The sequence below is a fragment of the Streptomyces sp. NPDC022552 genome (assembly GCF_055561875.1).
Map to the genome: position 1 here is coordinate 380,110 of NZ_JBVHGJ010000006.1, position 18,518 is coordinate 398,627.

Here is an 18,518-nt window from a genome sequence, read left to right on the forward strand (position 1 = left end):
TCATCCTGCCCGGCCCGATGCACACCGTGTGGTGTGCATCGGCGCGCCTAGCGTCTGGTCCGTCACACCTCGCACATCTCGCGACACGGACGACAGGAGCAAGCACATGCGCATCGGCATTCTCGGTACAGGGGCGATGGCCACCGCTCTCGGCGCGGCCTGGGTACGCGCCGGCCATGACGTTCGGGTGGGCGGTCGGGACACCGAAGCGGCCTCCCGCACCGCCCTGCTCACCGGCGCCTCCGGGCACGGCAACCTCGCCGAGGCCGCGGCCCACGGGGACGTGGTACTTCTCGCCTTGCCAGCGGGCGCCGCGCCGCAGTTGGCCAAGGAACTGGCCCCCCTGCTGGCCGGGCGGACGGTGATCGACTGCACTGTTCCCATGGCGCCGGCCGAGGACGGTCCAGCCCTGACCACGGGCGGCGCCACCTCCGTCGCCCGGCTCATCGCGGACGCCGCCCCCGGCGCCCATGTGGTGAAAGCGTTCGGGATCTGCCACGAGAGCATCTGGACCCTGGACCGGCCGGCCTTCGAAGGGTCCCCTCTGGCGGTCCCGTTCTGCACCGACCAGCCGGGCGCCGCCACGCGGGTGACGGAGGTCATCACCTCCATGGACTGCACGCCTCTGCCCTGCGGCGGGCTCGATCGCGCTGCCCTCCTGGAGGCCACTGCCGTCTTCGCCATCGGGGTCTGGTGGTCGGGCGCTGAGGCACGCTTCGCGTTCCCGGCCCCCGCCCTCGCCCCGGGGGGCGTCGACGACTAGCCAGACCTGCCCGGCCGATCCCGCGTGGGGCTGGGGATCGAACGGGTCCTGCCAAGTCCGTTGCATCGCGCACGTGGACACAACCACGGTGCCGAAGCAAGCACCGAGGTGTTCTCAATATTCGACGACATCACTCTCCGGATGAGGCGACTGTTCCTGCGGTCGGACGACAAACGTTCTCGATACCCGGCTACAGAGCCAACCCCATCTACATAACCAAGGAGACAGCTCGTAGTCAGGCAGTGATCAGCGCCCGAGTCCATGTCGTCGAGGTGCGTCAATCGCCGGTGGGGCGCCACGTACGAGCGCGGCGCACGGCGATCTCACCGCAGACGACGGCGACGACGAGGCCGCCGAGGGCGATGAGAAGGGAGCCGGTGGCGACGAGGCCGGCGGAGAGTTCGCCGCCGTCGCCGATGGATAGGAGCATCTGTCCGAGCACGTAGGTGGCGGCACCGGCTCCGACGCCGACGACTGCGAGAGGGACGGAAAGGTTCCAGAAGGCGACCTGCACGTAGAAGCGTCGGTCGTTGCGGAATGAGGCGATCGGGCCGAGACCACGTGCCTGGTCGTCGAAGACGGATGCTGCACCGACCACCCCGGCAAGGACGAGGGCCGCAAGGCCGATGAGTGCCGCGTCCAGGACCCATTTGACGTATCCGGCTCGTGCCTGTGCCCCCAGCATTCCGGACTCCACGGGCACGTCGAGCATGGGTAGGCCCAGGGTGCGATAGGCGGCCTTCCAGACGCGGTCGGCTCCCGCGTCGCCCGTCGTGTTGAAGACGACGAGCGAGACCTTTTCGGGATCCGTGATGCCCGGGTGGCTGGAAGTGACATTCACCCTGTCCGGGGTGAGCCCGAGGACGGCCAGCGCTCTCTGCGGTCCAGGTCCGATGTTCTTGATGACACCGGTTAGCGCAGTGCTCTTCTTGGGGCAGGTGGTCATCGGGCCGAAGAAGGCCAGGGACGTGCAGTTGCCGGAGAACACGACCCTGTCGTTCTCGGAGTACAAGAGGACCGAGGGCTGTCCGGGGAGGTCTTTGCGGAGCCGGTCGAATCGGGAGGGGTCGCCGGATGCGTTGATCAGGATCGCGTTGCGGTCCGTTGCGCCAGCCAGTTGCTTGGCGACGATTTCCGGTCCTTCGAGCTGGCTGGTGACGACCTGCCCCAGTGTTGTCAGTCCCAGTCCCACGATCATGGATGCGCTGAGCACGGCGAGGACGGCCGGGCGGGCTGCGAGCCACCGTCCGGCGATCAGACCCGCGGGGCCACCCCGGCGAACGGAGAAGGATGCGATGGCCGAACCCAGCGCGCCGGACAGACGCCCCCCGAGGCTGGGCAGGACGCCAAGCACGAGTACGACGCCCAAGAAGAAGACGACCCTGCCGGGACCGTCCGCGCGCCATGTTCCGTACAGGCACAGTGCGGATCCCGACCCGCACAGGAGCCAGGTCGTTCGGCCCGACGCCGTCTTGGTCTGTTGGGGGCGAGTGGAGGTCCGCTTGGGCGGCCTGGCGTACCGCAGGGCGCTGACGCCCGCGATGAGTGCGGCCGTGGCCACGATCAGGACAGGGAGCCAGGGGCGTACACGGGCCAGATCGCCAGCGGCGACGGTATGCCCGGTGAAGGGAAGGCGGATGTCCCAAAGAGTCGTCGCCCAGGCCGTGGCCGCGGCCAGCAGTGAACCCGCTGCCATAGGGACAGCGGCCTCACCGATCACTACGAGGAGGCGCGACAGGCGAGAAGCACCGAGGGCTTCGAGCATGGAGATACGGCGGTCCCGCAGCTCCGAGCCACCGCGCACGACGACTACGAGAGCGGCTGTCGCCGGCAGCACCGTGAACAGCAACAGCAGCACCCACAAGTCCACCGGGGATCTCTCGAACTGGTGACTGACCGTGAAATAGTCGAGGAACTGAGATCCCGGACGCCCGAAGCCTGAGATGAAGGTGTTAAGGGTCGTCTCATCGAAGATCCCCTCGATGGGGGAGCGGGTGTAGACGAGCAGCTCATCGGGCTCGGTCAGGCCCTGCCGCCCGATGGTTCCCGCCATGGTGCCGTAGCGAGAGACGAGCACCCCGTCGGCATGCCTGGCAGCCTGCGGGGAGAGGAACACCTCGCCCTTCTCAGGCCATCGGTCAAGGCCGGGGGGAGGGGCAGCGGAGGCGCTCAGAGGCTCGGTGAAGATCACGGACACCGCTTCGCCAGCCGCGTAGTCCGGACGTTCAAGCCATCGGGCCACGGCTTCCTGCCGCTGGTCGGTCAGGACCGGAGAGCGGGCATCCTGTCTCTCCTGTCTGGCCTCCAGGCTGGCATCCACCGCCAGGAGACTCCAGGTCACCATCAGGACAAGGAAGGATGCGGCGAAGAGCCCGAAGCGGTGCACCAGTCCGGACGCACCACTCGCCCGCCCCACGCGGTGTCCCAGACGGAGCATCGTCAGATGCCTGTTCACCTGGCCTCCCCCGAGTTGGCGATCAGCCGGCCTTCCGCCAGCTCAAGGGCTCGGTCGGCGCGGTCCGCGATCTGCCGGTTGTGCGTGACAACGATCAAAGCGCACCCGAAGCGGGCAGGGAGACCGAACAGCAGGTCGGCCACCAGGTCCCCGGTTCGCTGGTCCAGTGATCCAGTGGGTTCGTCCGCCAGCATCACCGAGGGCTTGCCGATCAGCGCCCGCGCGACGGCGACACGCTGGCGCTCCCCGCCCGATAGCGATCCCGTCGTCTTGGACGACGCACCCTGTACACCGAGCTCGTCCAGCAGCTGCTGTGCGTCGGCGTACGCGCCCTTTGCGCTGCCGCCGGCGAGGAGGACGGGCAGGGCGGCGTTCTCCAGCGGGGACAGCTCTGGTATCAGTTCACCGAACTGATAAACGGTCCCCACAGTGCGCAGTCGCAAGGCGGCACGCTCACCTGCGGATGCCTGCGTGATATCGACACCACCAATGCGCACCACGCCTGAGGAGGGGCTGATCAAGCCACTCAGGCAGCACAGGAGCGTCGTCTTCCCCGAGCCGCTGGGGCCCGTGACCGCAACGGACGACCCGGCAGGCACGTTGAGGGTCAGGCCATCGAGAAGGCGACGATCGCCGATGCTGTAACGCAGGTTCTGGACTTCCACCGCGGCCGTCTTCCGGCTGTGCAACTCGGTACTCACATATCCTCTATCTACGCCGGGCGGCGCGGAGCCGACGCCCTCTGATGAGAGGCATCGGCTCGGCGCGGTGACTTACCTGGTTGATCAGACCCGGTACACCCAGGGACCGTACGGGTCGGTGGCCCAGTCACGGATCTGCTGCGAGCGGTGCTTGGTCACGCGGTTCGTGGTGCTGGCCTCGCTGTGGGTGCAGTTGTAGATACCGCGTCCCTCATGGATGCTGCGCGACACGCCGTCGTCACGTGTGTAGTGCGCCTTGACGGAGTTGCCATCCCTGTCGCCGTCACACACGACGACCTTTCCCCACGACACGAAGACGTATTGCGTGTCGTAGCTGTAGCTGTTGTAGATGAAAGACGACCCGGCCTGGGCTGTGGCGGGCGCACTGAAGGCCGCCGCGGTAACGACGACGGCAGCCAGCTTCGCTATGCGATGCATTCGGTAGTCCTCCCCCTTGGATGAGAGCCCCGCTGGGGCTCGGTAGGACGCGAGAGTCACGTACGACGCCTGCCGACGCCGCGCCCGGCCTCCCCTGGCCAGGTGCATCCCGTGAGTCCCTCGCGCACCGCCATCCTCAGCAGCGCTCGCCAGGAACACCACGAATTATTCCCTCCTTGGCTTGAAAAGGTCCGCACCAATGAAACAGGCGGATCCGATCAAGAGCCGTCAGAGGGAGTCGGCAACCGGAATGATCTGCAGCGCTGGACTACGGTGCCAGCACGCTCGGTTGCCTCTCATCCGGAGGCGAGGTCCCCGGTCTGGTCTTGGACACCCCCTCCCCTGATCCACCGCAACGGGAATGGCTTGATCGTGTACTCACTCCGTCAAGTCCTCATGCTCATCGATGACGCCTTCGCATCCCGGGAGACGGCGACTGTTCACCGCCGTCACCGGCCTCTCTGTCGCCCTCGCCGCACCCCCATGCCCACTCGCGACGGCACGGCGCCGCGGAGGCCACTGAGGACACCCGACCTGATTGAACTCGTCCACTCTGCCCACTGGGTGACAACGCCCTCTGCGACCCGGAGTGCTCTCCAATGAGCCCCCGCCAACCTGAAAATCCCTGGTCAGCAGGGCTGGTGTGACCGTGTTCCGGGGTACTCATCCTGATCGTGGGCGGGAGCCCATCGAGAAGATCGTCTGCCAGAGGTCGGGATTGCCTCTGAAACGGAGTCCGGAGCAGCGCTCCGGTCCGTGCACCTGGGCTGGGAAACACAGTTCGTCCTGCTGGCCGGTGCATGCCATCCTGGCCCCGTGCTCCTGAACGATCGCTCCAGCAGTGTCGACCTCCGCCCAGTGCGCTATCAGTTCGCCACCGTTCGGGGCGACTCGTACGACGACAACTGGCTGGTCATTGACGGCACGGTGATGACTCCTGAAGGGAACTGGTCCTTCGCCGATCCGTGTCTGCTCACCGATGAGGCTCGCCAGGTGTCCGCGTGGCTGCGCGCGGTGGCCGCAGGGACGGTGGACGTCACCGAACCCAATGCCGAAGGCGAGCTGTCGCCGGACCTGTCGTTCATCGAGCCGGTCGTGGCTTTCAGCCTCGGCAATCGAATCGCAGGTGGGACCGCGGTGATCCGTGTTCATCTGTCCCTGGAGTCGGCGCCTCCGTGGCAACAGGGTGAGGACAGGACTGACATCTACCAGTACGTTGTGGAGGTCAGGTTGGACGCCGCAGCGCTGCTTCGCGCGGCTGATCAATGGGACCATTCTCTGGCTTTCCTCCCGCCCCGCTGATCCAGCCGCCCGACACTGAGAAGGTCCTGGAACGGATGACCGAGCAGATCGCCGAGGAACGGGCAGTGTTCGCGCCGGTCCCTGGGCAGGTGGGCGGCAGGGCGGCGATGGTCATCCCGCACTGTGCGGCCAATGCGGAGGAGACCATGCTTCCGCCGGACTACCAGCGCATTCTCTCCGTCGTGCGGCAGGCTGCCAGCGCCCGGTCAAGGCCGCAGATCGACACACCGCTCCGGAAGACGACCTACGGAGCGTACGGGGTGTGGCGCATGCACAACACGGGCACGAGCTACACCCTCTACAGCAACTGCAAGACGTCGGCGAAGAGCAACGTGACCAGCTAAACGCCCTGGTACGTGGGGTGGAACCTGTGGGAAAGGTGATGAGCGAGGCGATGCGGACGCGGGCTCTGAAACGCCTGATGATGGGCGCTGCGATTTCTGCGACGTTCGTTTCAGTCGGATGTACTCCCGAGGAAAAATCAATCTCCTCACCCACGCATCCGTCAAACACGTCGTCGCCCAGCGGGATTCCGGAGTCTCCCACCGACAGTCCGGCGGGATCGGTCGAGGTGGCGCCGAAACTCCCGGACACGACCGCGATCTCGGCCGTGGCGAAGGTCGAGGGAAGTAGGGAGATCCCCCTCAAGGGAGGCGTCCATAAGGGCCCGCTCGGCATCATGGTGGCGTGTCAGGGTAAAGGGACGATCAACGTCTCCTTCACACCCGCCGGGCTCTCCTTCCCGCTCAAGTGCGTGGAAGGTGAGGTCAGCACCACCTATAACCAGATCGAGCTCAAGCACGACCGCGACTCCGCGTCCGTCAACGTCCAGGCTCCAAGTTCCGTGCGCTGGGCGATGAGCGTCGGTCAGTGACCGGAACAGGGCCCCGGCGTCCTCGGGCGGTTGCTAGGGGTCGTGGCAACACGTGGTCGGTTTGATCAGGCCGTGAGCAGTTATGCAGGCGCTCGGCTGGGGTTTCCCAGCCGAGCGTTTTGCGTGGGCGGCCGTGGAGCTGGGCTGCGACGGCGTCGAGGTGGTCGCGGGTGTGGACCGCGAGGTCGGTGCCTTTGGGGAGGTACTGCCGCAGCAGCCCGTTAGTGTTCTCGTTCGAGCCGCGCTGCCAGGGGCTGGCCGGGTCGCACGAGCAGACCGGGACATCGGTGGCGGCGGTGAACGAGCGGTGGGCGGCCATCTCGGAGCCCTGGTCCCAGGTCAGCGACCGCCTGAGATGGGCGGGAAGCCGCTGCACGGTCTCCGGGCCGGCGGCAGTGAGGAGGACCTGGTTGTCCTCGCCGACCTCGACTGCAAGTCCCAGTGGGGCTGGTCGACGTTCCCCGTCTCCGAAACTCTGGGGCGGCGGACGATCTCCCGGACATCTGGTGCTCTCCTTGCGACGAACGCAAGGAGTGCACGTGTTGGGTCTCCTCGCCGTGCCCAGAGCCCCAGCGCGCGCTTGGGGCCCCGCTGGCGGACGATGGGAGCAGACCCGCCCGGGAAGCCGTCGCACGTTGCACCGGGCGGGTACTTGTCGCGGCGCGGTTCCCGGTTCGCCATTCCAGCTCCCAGAGTCAGGTCGTGTTCCCGGCCGATGACGAGCAGCTGTGGTAGCTCTGCCTCACCGGGGGCTCTCTCCCTACGGGCGAGGTACCGGGTGAGCGCGGCACCCCTTCCCTTTGCGGAACGCCTGCGTGCTGTGGATGGCTTCTTCGGTGTCCGGATCTCGCCCGGCAGGTCAGCGCGAGGGCGCGCGTGCCCCGGCTTGTGCGGACCTTCGCAAGTCAGGATGTGGTGGGGACTGGTGGTTCTGACACGCAGTGGGGCAGGCGACGAGAGATGGCGTGCCACTGGATGGGAGGGCGGGCCGGCCTCGGGGAGGCACGGCCCGCCCTGCTGGTGGCGACTTGCTAGAAGATGCCGGTGATGACGGTGCCCCAGGCTCCCCTGCCTGCAATGCGTGGCAGCCCGTGGCCTGTGAGCGTGCCGGGGTAGGTGAGGAGGCATCCGGTGGGGCACACCTCGCTGGTCCAGTTGCCTGCCTCATTCATGAACTGGACGGGAGTGTAGGGGTCGGCCGGGGTCGTGGCCCAGAAGTCGCCGTGCCCTTCGCCGGCTGTGGGCGTGAACTGCTTGAAGTTGTAAGTGATCTTCCCCTCGGGATTCTCGATCGTGACCGCATCGGGATCCGTGGTCGTGATCGAGGTGCCGTCGACCGTTCCTTGGATGTTGCCGGGGGAGGTGAGGTACGGACGTTGGTTCCAGCCGTTGTTGCCTTAGGGGATTGGGGCAGCGAGCTTGAAGCCGTCTGGGCACTCGTTGGTCTTGTTGAGGCAGCCCGGGTAGAGGTAGAGCTTTCCGTCGGAAGGCTGTCGCCGTGGAGCTTGCCCGGCTTGCGCCGCCGGGGCCCGCGGCGGGAGCGGATCGTCGGCCTGTGGATCCGGGCCTCGTGCGTGCCGCGCGCAGCCGGGTCAGCTAGCCGAGCTGGTCAGCATGCAGTGTGGATAGTCGTGGTCCGGATCGCCGACGGCGGTCCAGAGCATCAGGACGTTGTTCTGTCGCCTCAAGGCGGAGTAGGAGTCGGGCCGTTCCTCCCCCGTTTCGGGGTGAGGAGCGTCGAAGGACACACTGACGAAGGTTTGCTTCTCGTTGGAGCTTTGCTTCCACGTGCCAGTTCCGGACTGGGTCAGGCCTTCCTCCCAGTCGACGGCGATGCAGATTCTGTCGGCGATGAATGTCCCGTCCTGCTTGAGCGTGAGGGTGCCGTCGTGGATGTCGGTCCACGTGGTCACGAGTTCGGCCGGCTTCAGCATGACCGGTTCGCCGTCAGGCGGCGGTAGGTCGTAGAGCCTGCCGCAGGCCGTCAGAGTGAGGGCCGTGGCGAGCAAGATCAGCGCAGTACGACGGTAACGCAACACACTCCACTCCTAGCGGATTCCGCGGACCGCGTGTGCGACCGGAGGGCTCGCGCGCGCACGTCGTACCCTGCCACAGAGTTTGAACGCGTTCAAGTCTGCCCACGCGACGTCGAAGTGGGACCAGGCCATGCGGCACGTTCCTCGTCCATGTCACCGCGGGCGTAGAAGCGGCGTGCGTCGGCGGTCCGCTGCCCCAGCGGGAAGTTGGCGAGCGAGCTCGGCCACCCCACGCCCTCGGCCTCCTCTCCTTCCGGGATGCGGTACGTGAACGGCACGCGCAGGTCGCCGTGCGCTAGAGCCCACTGGAGCACTTCTGAAGCGTGCCGGGGCGTGGACCGGAGGTGGGTCGCTCATGGGAGACACACGAAACGGCCCGGCCCTGGAGTGCACGAGAGCCGCCCCTCCGTCCCCCGGGGTGGGGAATCGGAGGGGCGGCTCGGGTGCGGGTTCCGACGACGTTCCCGGGCTCAGCCGGTGAACCCCGGGACCACCAGGCCGGATTCGTACGCGATCACCACCGCGTGGGTCCGGTTCTGTGCGCCGAGCTTGGTCAGCACGTTCCCGACGTGCGTTTTCACCGTCTCCAGGCTCACCGTGAGCGACTCCGCGATCTCCGGGTTGGACAGGCCGGTGGCCATCAGCCGCAGCACCTCCTCCTCCCGCCCCGTCAGCGCCGCCCTCGGCAGCGCCTTGGTGGAGTGCAGCGGCCGGGGTGCGATCATCCGGCGCAGGGTTGTCGGAAAGAGGATCGCCTCACCCGCCGCCACCACCCGCACCGCCTCAGCGATCTGCCGGACCGGAAGCCGCTTCAGCACGAACCCGCTGGCGCCTGCGCTGAGCGCGGCGGTGACGTAGTCGTCGTTCTCGAAGGTGGTGATCACCACGACCTTCGGCGGTTCGGCCGACCCGGCGAGGAGGTGCCGGGTGGCCTCGATCCCGTTGCGGCGCGGCATCCGGACGTCCATCAGGACCACGTCCGGACGCAGCCGCCGTGCCTGTTCGACCGCCTCGACGCCGTCGGCGGCCTCGCCGACCACCGCGAGCCCCGGCTGTGCCGCGAGCAAGGTGCGCAGACCGCTGCGGGTCACCTCGTCGTCGTCCGCGATCAGGAGGGTGACGGGTGTGCTGCCGGTGCCGGTCATGGCGACAACCGTACGGGGAGCCGGACGGCCAACCGCCAGTGCCGCGGCCCGTCCGGGCCCGCGTCGATCTCGCCGTGCAGCAGTCGCACGCGCTCGGCGAGGCCGGGCAGGCCGTGCCCGGACGTGGGGAAGGCGCCCGGCCCCGTGCTCGTACGCGGCCCGTCCCCGGTCCGGTTGACCACACCGAGCTCCAGCCGGTCCGTCATGGCCGCCACGCGGACCTCGATCGGACCGCCCGCTCCGTGCCGCATCGCGTTCGTCAGCCCCTCCTGCAGGATCCGGTAGGCCGCGCGGGAGAGCGTCCCCCGCACCTGCGCCGGGTCCCCCGACAGCCCCAGCTCCACCACCGCGCCCGCGTGCCGCAACCGGTCGAGCAGCTCGGGCAGATCGGCCAGGGTGCGGGCCGGCGCCGTCTCGGCCTCTCGTTCGCGCAGGGCGCCGAGCACGTAGTCCAGGTCCTCCAGCGCGGCCCGGGACGACTCCTCGATGCTGCGCAGGGCGGCCCGCGCTGCCACCGGGTCGGTGGAGAGTACCTCGCCCGCCACCGCCGCCTGGATCGTGGTCGTCGTGAGCGTGTGCCCGATCGAGTCGTGCAGTTCGTGGGCCAGCCGGTTCCGTTCGGCCAGCCGCAGTTCCCGCTCGGCCGCCAGCACGAGCCGCTCGGCCGAGGACGGCCCGAGCAGCCGGGGCGCCGACCAGCGCAGGGCCTTCGTCACCACCACGCACACGCTCGCCGCGAGCAGCAGGCAGCCGAGCGCGACCGCCCAGCTCTGCCAGCCGTCCTTCACCCGTACCGTCCGGCCGAACAGGCTCAGCCCCACCTCGGCGTCGAGCCAACCCCCCGGAAGGGTCAGGCCCGCGAAGAGCAGTACGCCGCTCGCCAGTGCTCCCGTCCATCCGAGCGCCACGTGCAGCAGCAGCCAGAGAGGAGTCCGCCAGCGGTCGCCGCGGGACGGCACGGCGGCAGCCGGCCCGTCGCCGGGCCGGCTCGGGGGCGTACGTACGGCGACAGGCTCGGGCAACGACACCCTCAGCAGCCGGCGGGCGGACACGACCAGCACCCGCCGCGTGGTGCGCGCGAGACCGACCAGGCCGATCAGTGCCGCCCAGCTGAGCAGGACCACGACGATCTGCACGCCCTCGGGAGCGGAGCGCCACGCCAGCGCCGGCAGCAGCGCGAAGGACAGCAGGGGAAGGCTCGCCAGGACGGCGCCGTAGGCGAACAGCGCACCCGAGTACGTGGAGCGGCGCAGCAGCGGCCGAAGAACCTTGATCATGATCGGCCAGTATGTACGGGCGGCACACGCGCGGCCTCCCCCGATCGGGGGAGTACGTTCTCCCGCTTTCCCGCGATGCGCGCCGGAGCCCGGGAATCCATGATCGTGCCCTGCCCGGTTGACGGGCGGCTCAGCCGACAGCACCCCACGATTTCCCTGGAGTTGACTCATGCGTGAGCAGACCTGGCACGGGCCCCGTACCTCCACGACGCGGCGCCGCGGAGTGATGGCGGCCGCGGCCGCGGTGGCCGTCGCCGTCATGACCACGGGCGCCTTGGCTCCGCCCACGGCATCTGCCGCCGCCCGGCCGGACACTGTCCAGCAGGGCCTGAATGGACTGGTACGCGACGGCCAACCCGCCGCGCTGGCGACCGTCCAGGGCCCTGACGGCCGCACCCGTACGTACACCGCGGGCGTTGGTGACCTGGCCACCGGTGCGAAGGTGCCGAGGGACGGCCAGGTGCGGATGGGCAGCAACACCAAGACGTTCGTCGCGGTCGTCGTTCTGCAACTGGCTGGCGAGGGGAAGATCGCCCTCGACGCCTCCGTCGACACCTACCTCCCGGGCCTCGTACGCGGGAAGGGCAACGACGGCCGCCGCATCACCGTCCGTCAGCTCCTGCAGCACACCAGCGGGCTTCCCGAGTACGGGGCGCACATCAGCGACGACGAGATTGCGTACCGGTACTTCGAGCCTCGCGACCTCGTCGACATCGCCCTCAAGTACAAGGCCGAGTTCCGGCCCGGGACGAAGTGGAGCTACAGCAACACGAACTACGTCCTGGCCGGCCTCATCGTCCAGAAGGTCACCGGCCGCCCCCTCGCCGAGGAAATCGACCGGCGCGTCGTCCAGCACCTCGGGCTGCGCCACACCTACTTCCCCGCCCCCGGCGACAGGACCATCAGGGAACCCCACCCGAAGGGCTACCGCGTGATGCCGGCGGGCGAGCCGCTGCGCGAGTACACCGAGATCGACCCCTCGGCAGGCTGGGCGGCGGGCCAGATGATCTCCACCAACTCTGACCTCAACCGCTTCTTCACCGCGCTCCTCGACGGCGGCCTCCTCCCGGCCGCCCAGCTCGCCCAGATGCGCACCACTGTCCCGGTCGGCGACACCGGTGCCCGCTACGGCCTGGGCCTCATGAGCAGGAAGCTGTCGTGCGGCGGCGTCTACTGGGGCCACGGCGGCGACATCGTGGGATACGAGACCCGCGGCGGAGCGACCGACGACGGCTACGCCGCGAACATCGCGGTGACGAGCATCCCGGCCGACATCTCGGGCACGAGGCGCGTCGAGACCGTCGTGGATACGGCCCTCTGCCGCCGCTGACGCCGCCTCGCGCCAGGGATCGGCTCGCGCCGGTGGCCGGGTGGATGGGAACGGTGATCGCTTTCGTCGGTTTGGGTGTCCTGGCGCTCGCCGTGGTCGTGGTCTCCCTGCCGCTCGCCGTGTTGGGTGCGGGTATCGGCGTTTTCGCTGGTCTTGTGACGTGGTTGCTGCACCTGTCGGGGTGGGGAAAGCCGACGGGGCCCCGTGCGGCGGGCGAGTGGTCCTGGCGGGTGAGGGACCTGGCGGCGCGTCGGGGGCACCCCGACTGTTTGGGATGCCGTATGGCCGGACGGCGCATTTCTGCCGCCGTGGCCGCTGCCTCTCCCGGTACGGCGACTCACCCCGCGCCGGCCGCCGCAGCCCCCTGACCCCGTCGAGTCACCTCGGGGGCATGGCCACCCCAGCCGCTCCACAGGGGTCAGGACCCACGGCGTCGTCGAGGGCACCCGGGCTCCTGAATTGACGTGGCGCTGCTGGGCTGTCACCTCGCGCACGAGCACTTCGTCGTCGGTCTTGCCGGGCACCTCAGTGGTGCGGCGGGCGGGTTTGGGGGGTCACGGCCCGGTCACCCCGGGACCGTGCAGTCCAGGATCCTTCCGTCGACCGTTCCTATGACCAGTCGCTGTTGGTCCGCCCGGAACGCGACGGACACCGGCGTGACCCGGTGGCCGTGCGCGCGCAGGGTGTACCGGTCCCGTACCTCGCCCGTCGCCGTGTCGAGGGTTTCTGCCTCGCCGGTGAGGTAGACGACGTACACCGTGCGCTCGTCACCGTCGAGACCGGCGAGCGGCTGGTCGGTCTCGTACACCCAGCGTGCCGCTCCGTCGGGAAGCCGACGGTTCACGACGTAGGTGCCCGTGCGGGCTTGTGCGTGGGTGGGGCCCGGCTCGTAGGACCGGCCTGCTTGGACGAGGGTGTCTCCCAGCTCGACGGCGGGGCCGTACCAGGGCTGGAGTGCGGACGCCGGGTCCCAGTGCAGGGGGAACAGGGCGCGTACGGTGGCGGGACCGTGGGCGCCTGGCGGCTCGATCGCGTGGATCCACGGAGCGTCGCCGTCCGGGCCGGGACCGTCCACGTACAGCAGACGGGTGCTGTGTCTGACGCGCAGCGCCGGGGAGTTGGAGCGACGGGGCGCAAGTCCGACTTGTGCCGCCTGGTGGTGTGCGGGGTCGAGCAGCAGCGCGGCCTCTGCGTCGCGCCCCAGTGGGCGCAGGGCCAGCCAGCCCTCGCCCGTGGCGCTCCATGCGGCTGCCGATGGCGTGTCCACGCAGTCCACCACACCGCCGTCCGCCGTCGATATCCGCCGAACTGTGGTCGCCCGGTCGACCAGCCGCCCCGTCCGGTCGTCGCGGCGGAAGCCCCGGTACGTCACCCACGCCGATGTGCCGTCAGGGGCTGCCTCGACCTGGACGCTTCCCTCCCCGCCGGCCGGTAGAGCCCAGCTCAGCGCGCCGGACGCATCCCAGCATTCGAGGTCCGTGTGCCGGCCGGTAGCCAGCACCCTGCCGTCGGCCAGCACCGTGAGGTCCCGTACTTCCGCCCGCCTGCGCCAGCGGCCCTTCGTCAGTCGGGCGAGGGCGTCCTCCACATGGGGGTCGTAGAGGAGTCCGCTTTGGACCATCGGATGGCGAACGTGGTCGGGGTCGACCAGGCCGGCCGGAGCGGACAGCCAGTCGTCCGCCGCGACGGCCAGCTCGAATCCTGTGCGGAAACCGCCATCCTTGTCCTCGGGGGAGAGCAGCATCGCGAGCCTGCCGTCCTCCAGCCAGCGCAGGTGCCGCACTTGGCGGCTCTTGCTCAGCAGGTCCGTCACACGCCCGGTCTCGAGGTTCAGCACAAGCAGCTGTCCCTCGAAGTCCCACGAACCGTCGTAGCGGCCGGTGCCCACGGCGACGATCGGCAGCTCCGGGTGAGGCTCGATGGCACATACGGAGTAACGCGAGGCGACAACGTGGCGCGGCCGGAGGGTGCCGGCTTCGTACACGCCGATCCGGTGGCCGAGCCAGCGACCCGTGCCGTGCCACGGGACGTGGCCGAGGTCGCCGGCCGTGATGACGCAGCCGTGACGCGTGGCGCTCACCACCCACTCCGGCCGACCGATCTCGGCGAACGGTTGGTCCCCGAGTATGCGGCGAACGGTCAGCTCTCTCGGCACAACGATCTCCCCTCAGGCGGCGCACAGTCTGCCAGGTCCGGCCCGGGCGTTCCTCAGTCCTCTCGAGTCGCTCGGCTCGTCCGCACCAGGACGGGCCGACGCGCTGTCCTGAGGGCCGGCGGCCCGTGCCGAGCCCGCAAGAGGCGTACGTAGCGAACACGGTCACCGTGTCGAGCGGCCGCACCCACTCGATGCACTCGTTCATGTCTGGCGAACGGCACGTTCCTCTTCCGCAGCGAGGCCTCGATCGCTGCACCCCCGGTCTGGGCCGAGTAGGTCCGGCGAGGGCATGAGGACGTTGCACACGCTCCGCGCGGCTCAGCCCCGCTGCGCGTGGCGACGAGGCTCTTGCCGGATCCGTTCGCCGCGATCTCTGGCTCCGCAGTCCTCGCCCCTGGGGGTCGTGCTACACGGCGCGCTTCGGGCGAATTGCTACGTCCACCGCATGCCGATGCTGGAGAGTTGTTCGATCCGTTCCGGTGTCAGTGTCGTGGCTCGGGTGCGTTGGTTGTTGATCCATGCCCCGAGCTTCAGCCGAACCTCCCGCTGCTCCTGGCCCCCGCCCTCACCACCGTCCCCGCTGATGGTGATGGCTTCGATGTGCTTGCGGGGTACCCGGAGGTGTCCTTCGCGCTGGTAGTACTGCTGGGCGGCTGCGTAGTGCATGGCCCACTTCTGCGCTTGGCTGGTGCGCGGCTTCGGCTTTTCGTCTTCGTCGGCGGGTGTGATGCCGAGGACCTGCTCGCACATCCATTGCTGCACGGTGGTGAGCTTGTCCCAGCCCAGCCTCACCGCCTTCACCCACCGCCCTAGGTCCTCGCCGCGGTGCACGACGGTGCCGGGCTCGGTGGGCAGCTCGCCGCCGACCTCCTCCAGATGGAGGCGTGTGAGGTGGAAGGCGCGCTGCCATTCCACCGGCCAGGCCGGGCACCAGGACGGGTCGATGTTCTCCAGCTGCTCGCGTCGTTCCGGCGACAGCGCCCCGGACCATGACTCCACCGGCAGCCCTTCGGCCTGGCGCTGTGCGAGGTCCTGGGCGCGGCGGGCGGCGGCCCGCGCGTTCTTCAGCCAGATCCCCACCTTGTACCCCTGGTGGGCGGCATTGAGCGGGGCCAGGAGGTGGCCGTGTTCGGCGGCCCACCCGCGGGCGGCGGCCAGACCTTCTTCCCAGGCGACGTCGTGGTGCGACCAGACCATGCCGAGCTTCTCCAGCCGCGCGACACGTTCCTCGTCCATGTCGCCGCGGGCGTAGAAGCGGCGGTTGTCGGCGGTCCACTGCCCCAGGGGGAACCCGGCGAGCGTGGCCGGCCACCCGACCCCTTCGGCTTCTTCGCCTTCGGGAACGCGGTAGGTGAACGGGACGCGCAGGTCGCCGTGCTCGCGGGCGTAGATCACGGCCGCTTCCACGCCGCGCCGCCAGTGCTCGTGCTCGGGGTTGAGGACCCGCAGGTTGATGAACGCTGCGAGGACGGCCGGGTCGCGGGGCGTGGAGAACTTCAGCAGGGCCTTGGCGGGAGTGCTGACGCCTTCCCACTGGCCGGGCTGCTCCTCCTCTCTGTCGCCGAGTTCGCGGCCTTTGGGGGAGTGGCTGGGGGCCTGCTGCTCCGCGAGGGCCTCCACGACCCTGGCGTCGTGCGCCCGCAGCGCCTCGAGCAGTTTTGCCAGTCCGCCGTATGCCCGGGAGGTGAGCATGTTGCCGGCCGTCTCGCCGGGCCCGAGCAGCACGGGCACGACCAGGCTGGCCATCTTCCCTTCGCCTGGCTGCATCCGCAGCGCCCGCCCGACCGCCTGGACGAGATCCGGCATCGACCCGCGGACGTCGGCCCAGTACACGGAGTCGCAGTTCTTGGTGTCGACCCCTTCACCGAGGACCTTCACGGACCCCAGGTACGCCTTCTCGACCACGGTGCCGTCGGTGGCGATGCCGGCGGCGAACTCGCCGAGGACCCGGCGGCGGTGGAGCGGCTTGTGTTCCCCGCACAGCCAGTTGGCCCAGACCGTCTTGGGGTACAGCTCCGGATCGGCCGTATGCAGCTGCGCGGCGACGTCGGGAAGGCCGGCCGCGAACGCCTCGGCCTCCTTCACCACGTGGTGGAACACCAGCGTGCGGCCAAAGCCCTCCTCCGCAGACGCCTTCACCAGCGCCGTCTGCAGAGCGCCGAGCCGCGCCCCGCGGACCTCGACCGTACGGCCTTCTACGCCTAGGAGCTGTGCGACCTGGAGCGCGGTGTCGCTGACGTCCACGCACACGACCTGGTAGGGGGCACAAATTCCCCGGTCGATGGCCTGCGAGAGCGTCAGGGTGAAGCAGCGGCTGCCGAAGGGGCCGTCGGGGTCATCGTCCATGCTCGCGACCAGCTCGCCGGGCGTCCCGGCCCCGTCCTCGTCCCCGAGTTGCCACAGCCGGGGCGTGGCCGTCATGTACAGCCGGCGCAACGACGGAATCCGGGTGTTGTCGTGCACGACAGCCCACGGCTTCCCGACCCGCCCCGACGTCCGGTGCGCCTCGTCCACGACGATCAGATCCCATGCCGCAAGGCCGGCGCCATGCGCGCGTTCCAGAGTGCCCATGCCGACGGATGCGTATGTGGCGTACACCGTGACCTTGTCCAGTCCCCGGGTCCACTCCACCAGCTCGTCGACGTCGGTGGTGTTGGGGAAGGCGGCCTCTTCACCCCGCAGGGAGGAGACCCCGATCACCGGCCCCCGGCGGCCTCCCTCGCGCCACGCGGCCTCGGTCTGAGCCAGGAGGTCCAGACTCGGCACGAGTACCAGCACACGGCCCGCGTGGAGTTCCTCCGCGCTGCGGACGGCCACCCGGGTCTTCCCGGACCCGGTCGCCATGATCACCTGTGTCCGGAGCCCTTGCTCAGGCACCAGCACTCTTGCAGGCAACTCGAGGGCACGCAGAACCGCATCGACGGCCTCCCGCTGAGCGGCCTCGCGCGGGTCAGCACGGTGTCTGATCGACATACCCGTCTGCCTTCTCCCGGGTCCGTCCGGTCGATCCGAACGACTGGAAACGAACCCGCACATAGATGAGCCATAGGGCGGACTGATTCCAGAATATATCCCAGAAACAAAATGAAGCACCGCGCCCCTAGGCCGCCACGATGCACCGTGCTGCGCCGACTCGATTCGCGAACCCCTGAAATGGCACGCCCGCTGTCCACACCCTCCTTCGGCGGGCTGCCCGCCCGTCCGTACTGCGGTTGTCATGAGTACGCGTACTCGTGTGCACAGCTGCCCGTCACGCAATACTGCCGTTCCCGTGATCAGCTGACTGAGGAGCAGATGTGATGCGCGTGAGGAAGACCGTGACGACGGCGATGCTGATGGCCTGTGGGCTGACAGGAATAGGGGCCGGGCCCTCTGCCGCTGCAGCTGGAGGTCTGCTCCCTCACCCCGGACCGGAGGGCCTGGTGTGGGTCGAGGAGATGACCGGAGACGGAGGTGTCGCCTCTGGGGGAGCATGGGAGGGACTGCCGACCGTACTCACAGTGGCCTGCGAAGGGGACGGCAGTGTGCGGGTGACGATGCAGCAGCAGTCGCAGATAGCGGACTTCACCCTGCACTGCCCTGCCGGCAGTGCGGGCGTGGCCTCGGTGACCATGGACGCCGGCGTTGTGACAGCAGGGTCCTTCACCGTGGGGATCGACGCCTCCGACGAAGGCATCCGATGGGCCCTGACAGTCACACAACCCGAGTAACCCCACACCCGCCGCCCCTTGCTGCCGCTCGGGCCGTAAGGCCCGTAGGTGGGCCGCGCTCCGCGCGGCCCACCTGGTGCGCAGAGCGCACTGGGTGGCTGAAGCGCAGCGGAAGTCACCGCCCGGCCGAAGGCCGGGCACGCCCCGCAACGCGGGGCGTCCTCCCTGCCGTTGGGTCCTGGAGCGAAGCGGAAGGACCCTGCCCGGCAAAGCCGGGCGCGGGGAGCGAAGCGAGCCGCCAGCGCTCACCGCGGAGCGGTGAGCGCAACTGGGGCGCGGAGCGCCCCAGTTCGCTTGCACATCGCGCAGCGATGTGGTACCCGCTCCGCGGG

15 protein-coding genes and 1 pseudogene are annotated in these 18,518 nt (G+C 69.1%); 6 read left to right on the top strand and 10 right to left on the bottom strand.

The window, feature by feature from the left end:
• The first annotated feature begins 31 nt into the window (after positions 1–31).
• Entirely contained in the window at positions 32–763 is a 732-nt protein-coding gene (locus ACZ3OF_RS19590; RefSeq protein ID WP_467305861.1) for an NADPH-dependent F420 reductase, read from the top strand.
• A 277-nt stretch (positions 764–1,040) separates the two neighbouring features.
• On the opposite strand, the gene ACZ3OF_RS19595 is transcribed toward ACZ3OF_RS19590, so the two are convergent.
• From ACZ3OF_RS19595 to ACZ3OF_RS19605, 3 genes are all read right to left on the bottom strand, one after another.
• Positions 1,041–3,218 carry a hypothetical protein gene (locus ACZ3OF_RS19595; protein WP_467305814.1) on the bottom strand — a complete coding sequence of 726 codons (2,178 nt, stop codon included), beginning with the start codon at positions 3,216–3,218 and terminating at the stop codon, positions 1,041–1,043.
• Positions 3,215–3,919, bottom strand: coding sequence for an ABC transporter ATP-binding protein (locus ACZ3OF_RS19600; protein WP_361680106.1), 705 nt, complete (start codon positions 3,917–3,919; stop codon positions 3,215–3,217). The genes ACZ3OF_RS19595 and ACZ3OF_RS19600 overlap by 4 nt, the downstream gene beginning before the upstream one ends.
• 84 nt (positions 3,920–4,003) lie before the next feature.
• Positions 4,004–4,357, bottom strand: coding sequence for a hypothetical protein (locus ACZ3OF_RS19605; RefSeq protein WP_467305816.1), 354 nt, complete (start codon positions 4,355–4,357; stop codon positions 4,004–4,006).
• Positions 4,358–5,173: 816 nt separating this feature from the next.
• Between ACZ3OF_RS19605 and ACZ3OF_RS19610 the strand changes: the two genes are divergently transcribed.
• Genes ACZ3OF_RS19610 through ACZ3OF_RS19620 form a run of 3 tightly spaced genes read left to right on the top strand, consistent with a single transcriptional unit; the run spans position 5,174 to position 6,533 of the window.
• Positions 5,174–5,659 (top strand): WapI family immunity protein, encoded by a 486-nt coding sequence (locus ACZ3OF_RS19610; RefSeq protein WP_467305818.1) that lies wholly within the window; start codon positions 5,174–5,176, stop codon positions 5,657–5,659.
• Positions 5,660–5,694: 35 nt separating this feature from the next.
• Complete coding sequence (locus tag ACZ3OF_RS19615; RefSeq protein ID WP_467305820.1) at positions 5,695–6,003, top strand: hypothetical protein; 309 nt, start codon at positions 5,695–5,697, stop codon at positions 6,001–6,003.
• A 38-nt stretch (positions 6,004–6,041) separates the two neighbouring features.
• Positions 6,042–6,533: a hypothetical protein gene (locus ACZ3OF_RS19620; protein WP_467305822.1), complete on the top strand. Its 492-nt coding sequence runs from the start codon at positions 6,042–6,044 to the stop codon at positions 6,531–6,533.
• An 85-nt stretch (positions 6,534–6,618) separates the two neighbouring features.
• On the opposite strand, the pseudogene ACZ3OF_RS19625 reads toward ACZ3OF_RS19620, so the two are convergent.
• From ACZ3OF_RS19625 to ACZ3OF_RS19645, 5 genes and pseudogenes are all read right to left on the bottom strand, one after another.
• A pseudogene (locus ACZ3OF_RS19625) lies at positions 6,619–6,909 on the bottom strand (IS30 family transposase); the annotation flags it as partial.
• Positions 6,910–7,564: 655 nt separating this feature from the next.
• A complete protein-coding gene (locus tag ACZ3OF_RS19630; RefSeq protein WP_467305823.1) occupies positions 7,565–7,705 on the bottom strand; it encodes a hypothetical protein in 141 nt (46 codons plus the stop codon).
• Between the two features lie 420 nt (positions 7,706–8,125).
• Complete coding sequence (locus tag ACZ3OF_RS19635) at positions 8,126–8,572, bottom strand: hypothetical protein (protein WP_467305825.1); 447 nt, start codon at positions 8,570–8,572, stop codon at positions 8,126–8,128.
• A 467-nt stretch (positions 8,573–9,039) separates the two neighbouring features.
• A complete protein-coding gene (locus ACZ3OF_RS19640; protein WP_467305827.1) occupies positions 9,040–9,714 on the bottom strand; it encodes a response regulator transcription factor in 675 nt (224 codons plus the stop codon).
• Positions 9,711–10,991 carry a sensor histidine kinase gene (locus ACZ3OF_RS19645; protein ID WP_467305829.1) on the bottom strand — a complete coding sequence of 427 codons (1,281 nt, stop codon included), beginning with the start codon at positions 10,989–10,991 and terminating at the stop codon, positions 9,711–9,713. Before ACZ3OF_RS19645 ends, ACZ3OF_RS19640 begins: the two co-directional genes overlap by 4 nt.
• Positions 10,992–11,160: 169 nt before the next feature.
• On the opposite strand from ACZ3OF_RS19645, the gene ACZ3OF_RS19650 reads away from it, so the two are divergent.
• A complete protein-coding gene (locus ACZ3OF_RS19650) occupies positions 11,161–12,321 on the top strand; it encodes a serine hydrolase domain-containing protein (protein ID WP_467305830.1) in 1,161 nt (386 codons plus the stop codon).
• 44 nt (positions 12,322–12,365) lie between these two features.
• Positions 12,366–12,689 (top strand): HGxxPAAW family protein, encoded by a 324-nt coding sequence (locus ACZ3OF_RS19655; RefSeq protein WP_467305832.1) that lies wholly within the window; start codon positions 12,366–12,368, stop codon positions 12,687–12,689.
• A 197-nt stretch (positions 12,690–12,886) separates the two neighbouring features.
• Here the strand turns inward: ACZ3OF_RS19655 and ACZ3OF_RS19660 are convergent, their stop codons facing one another.
• Together ACZ3OF_RS19660 and ACZ3OF_RS19665 are read right to left on the bottom strand one after the other, a co-directional pair.
• Positions 12,887–14,401: a hypothetical protein gene (locus ACZ3OF_RS19660; protein ID WP_467305834.1), complete on the bottom strand. Its 1,515-nt coding sequence runs from the start codon at positions 14,399–14,401 to the stop codon at positions 12,887–12,889.
• A gap of 507 nt (positions 14,402–14,908) precedes the next feature.
• A complete protein-coding gene (locus ACZ3OF_RS19665) occupies positions 14,909–17,449 on the bottom strand; it encodes a helicase associated domain-containing protein (protein WP_467305836.1) in 2,541 nt (846 codons plus the stop codon).
• Positions 17,450–18,518 lie beyond the last annotated feature (1,069 nt).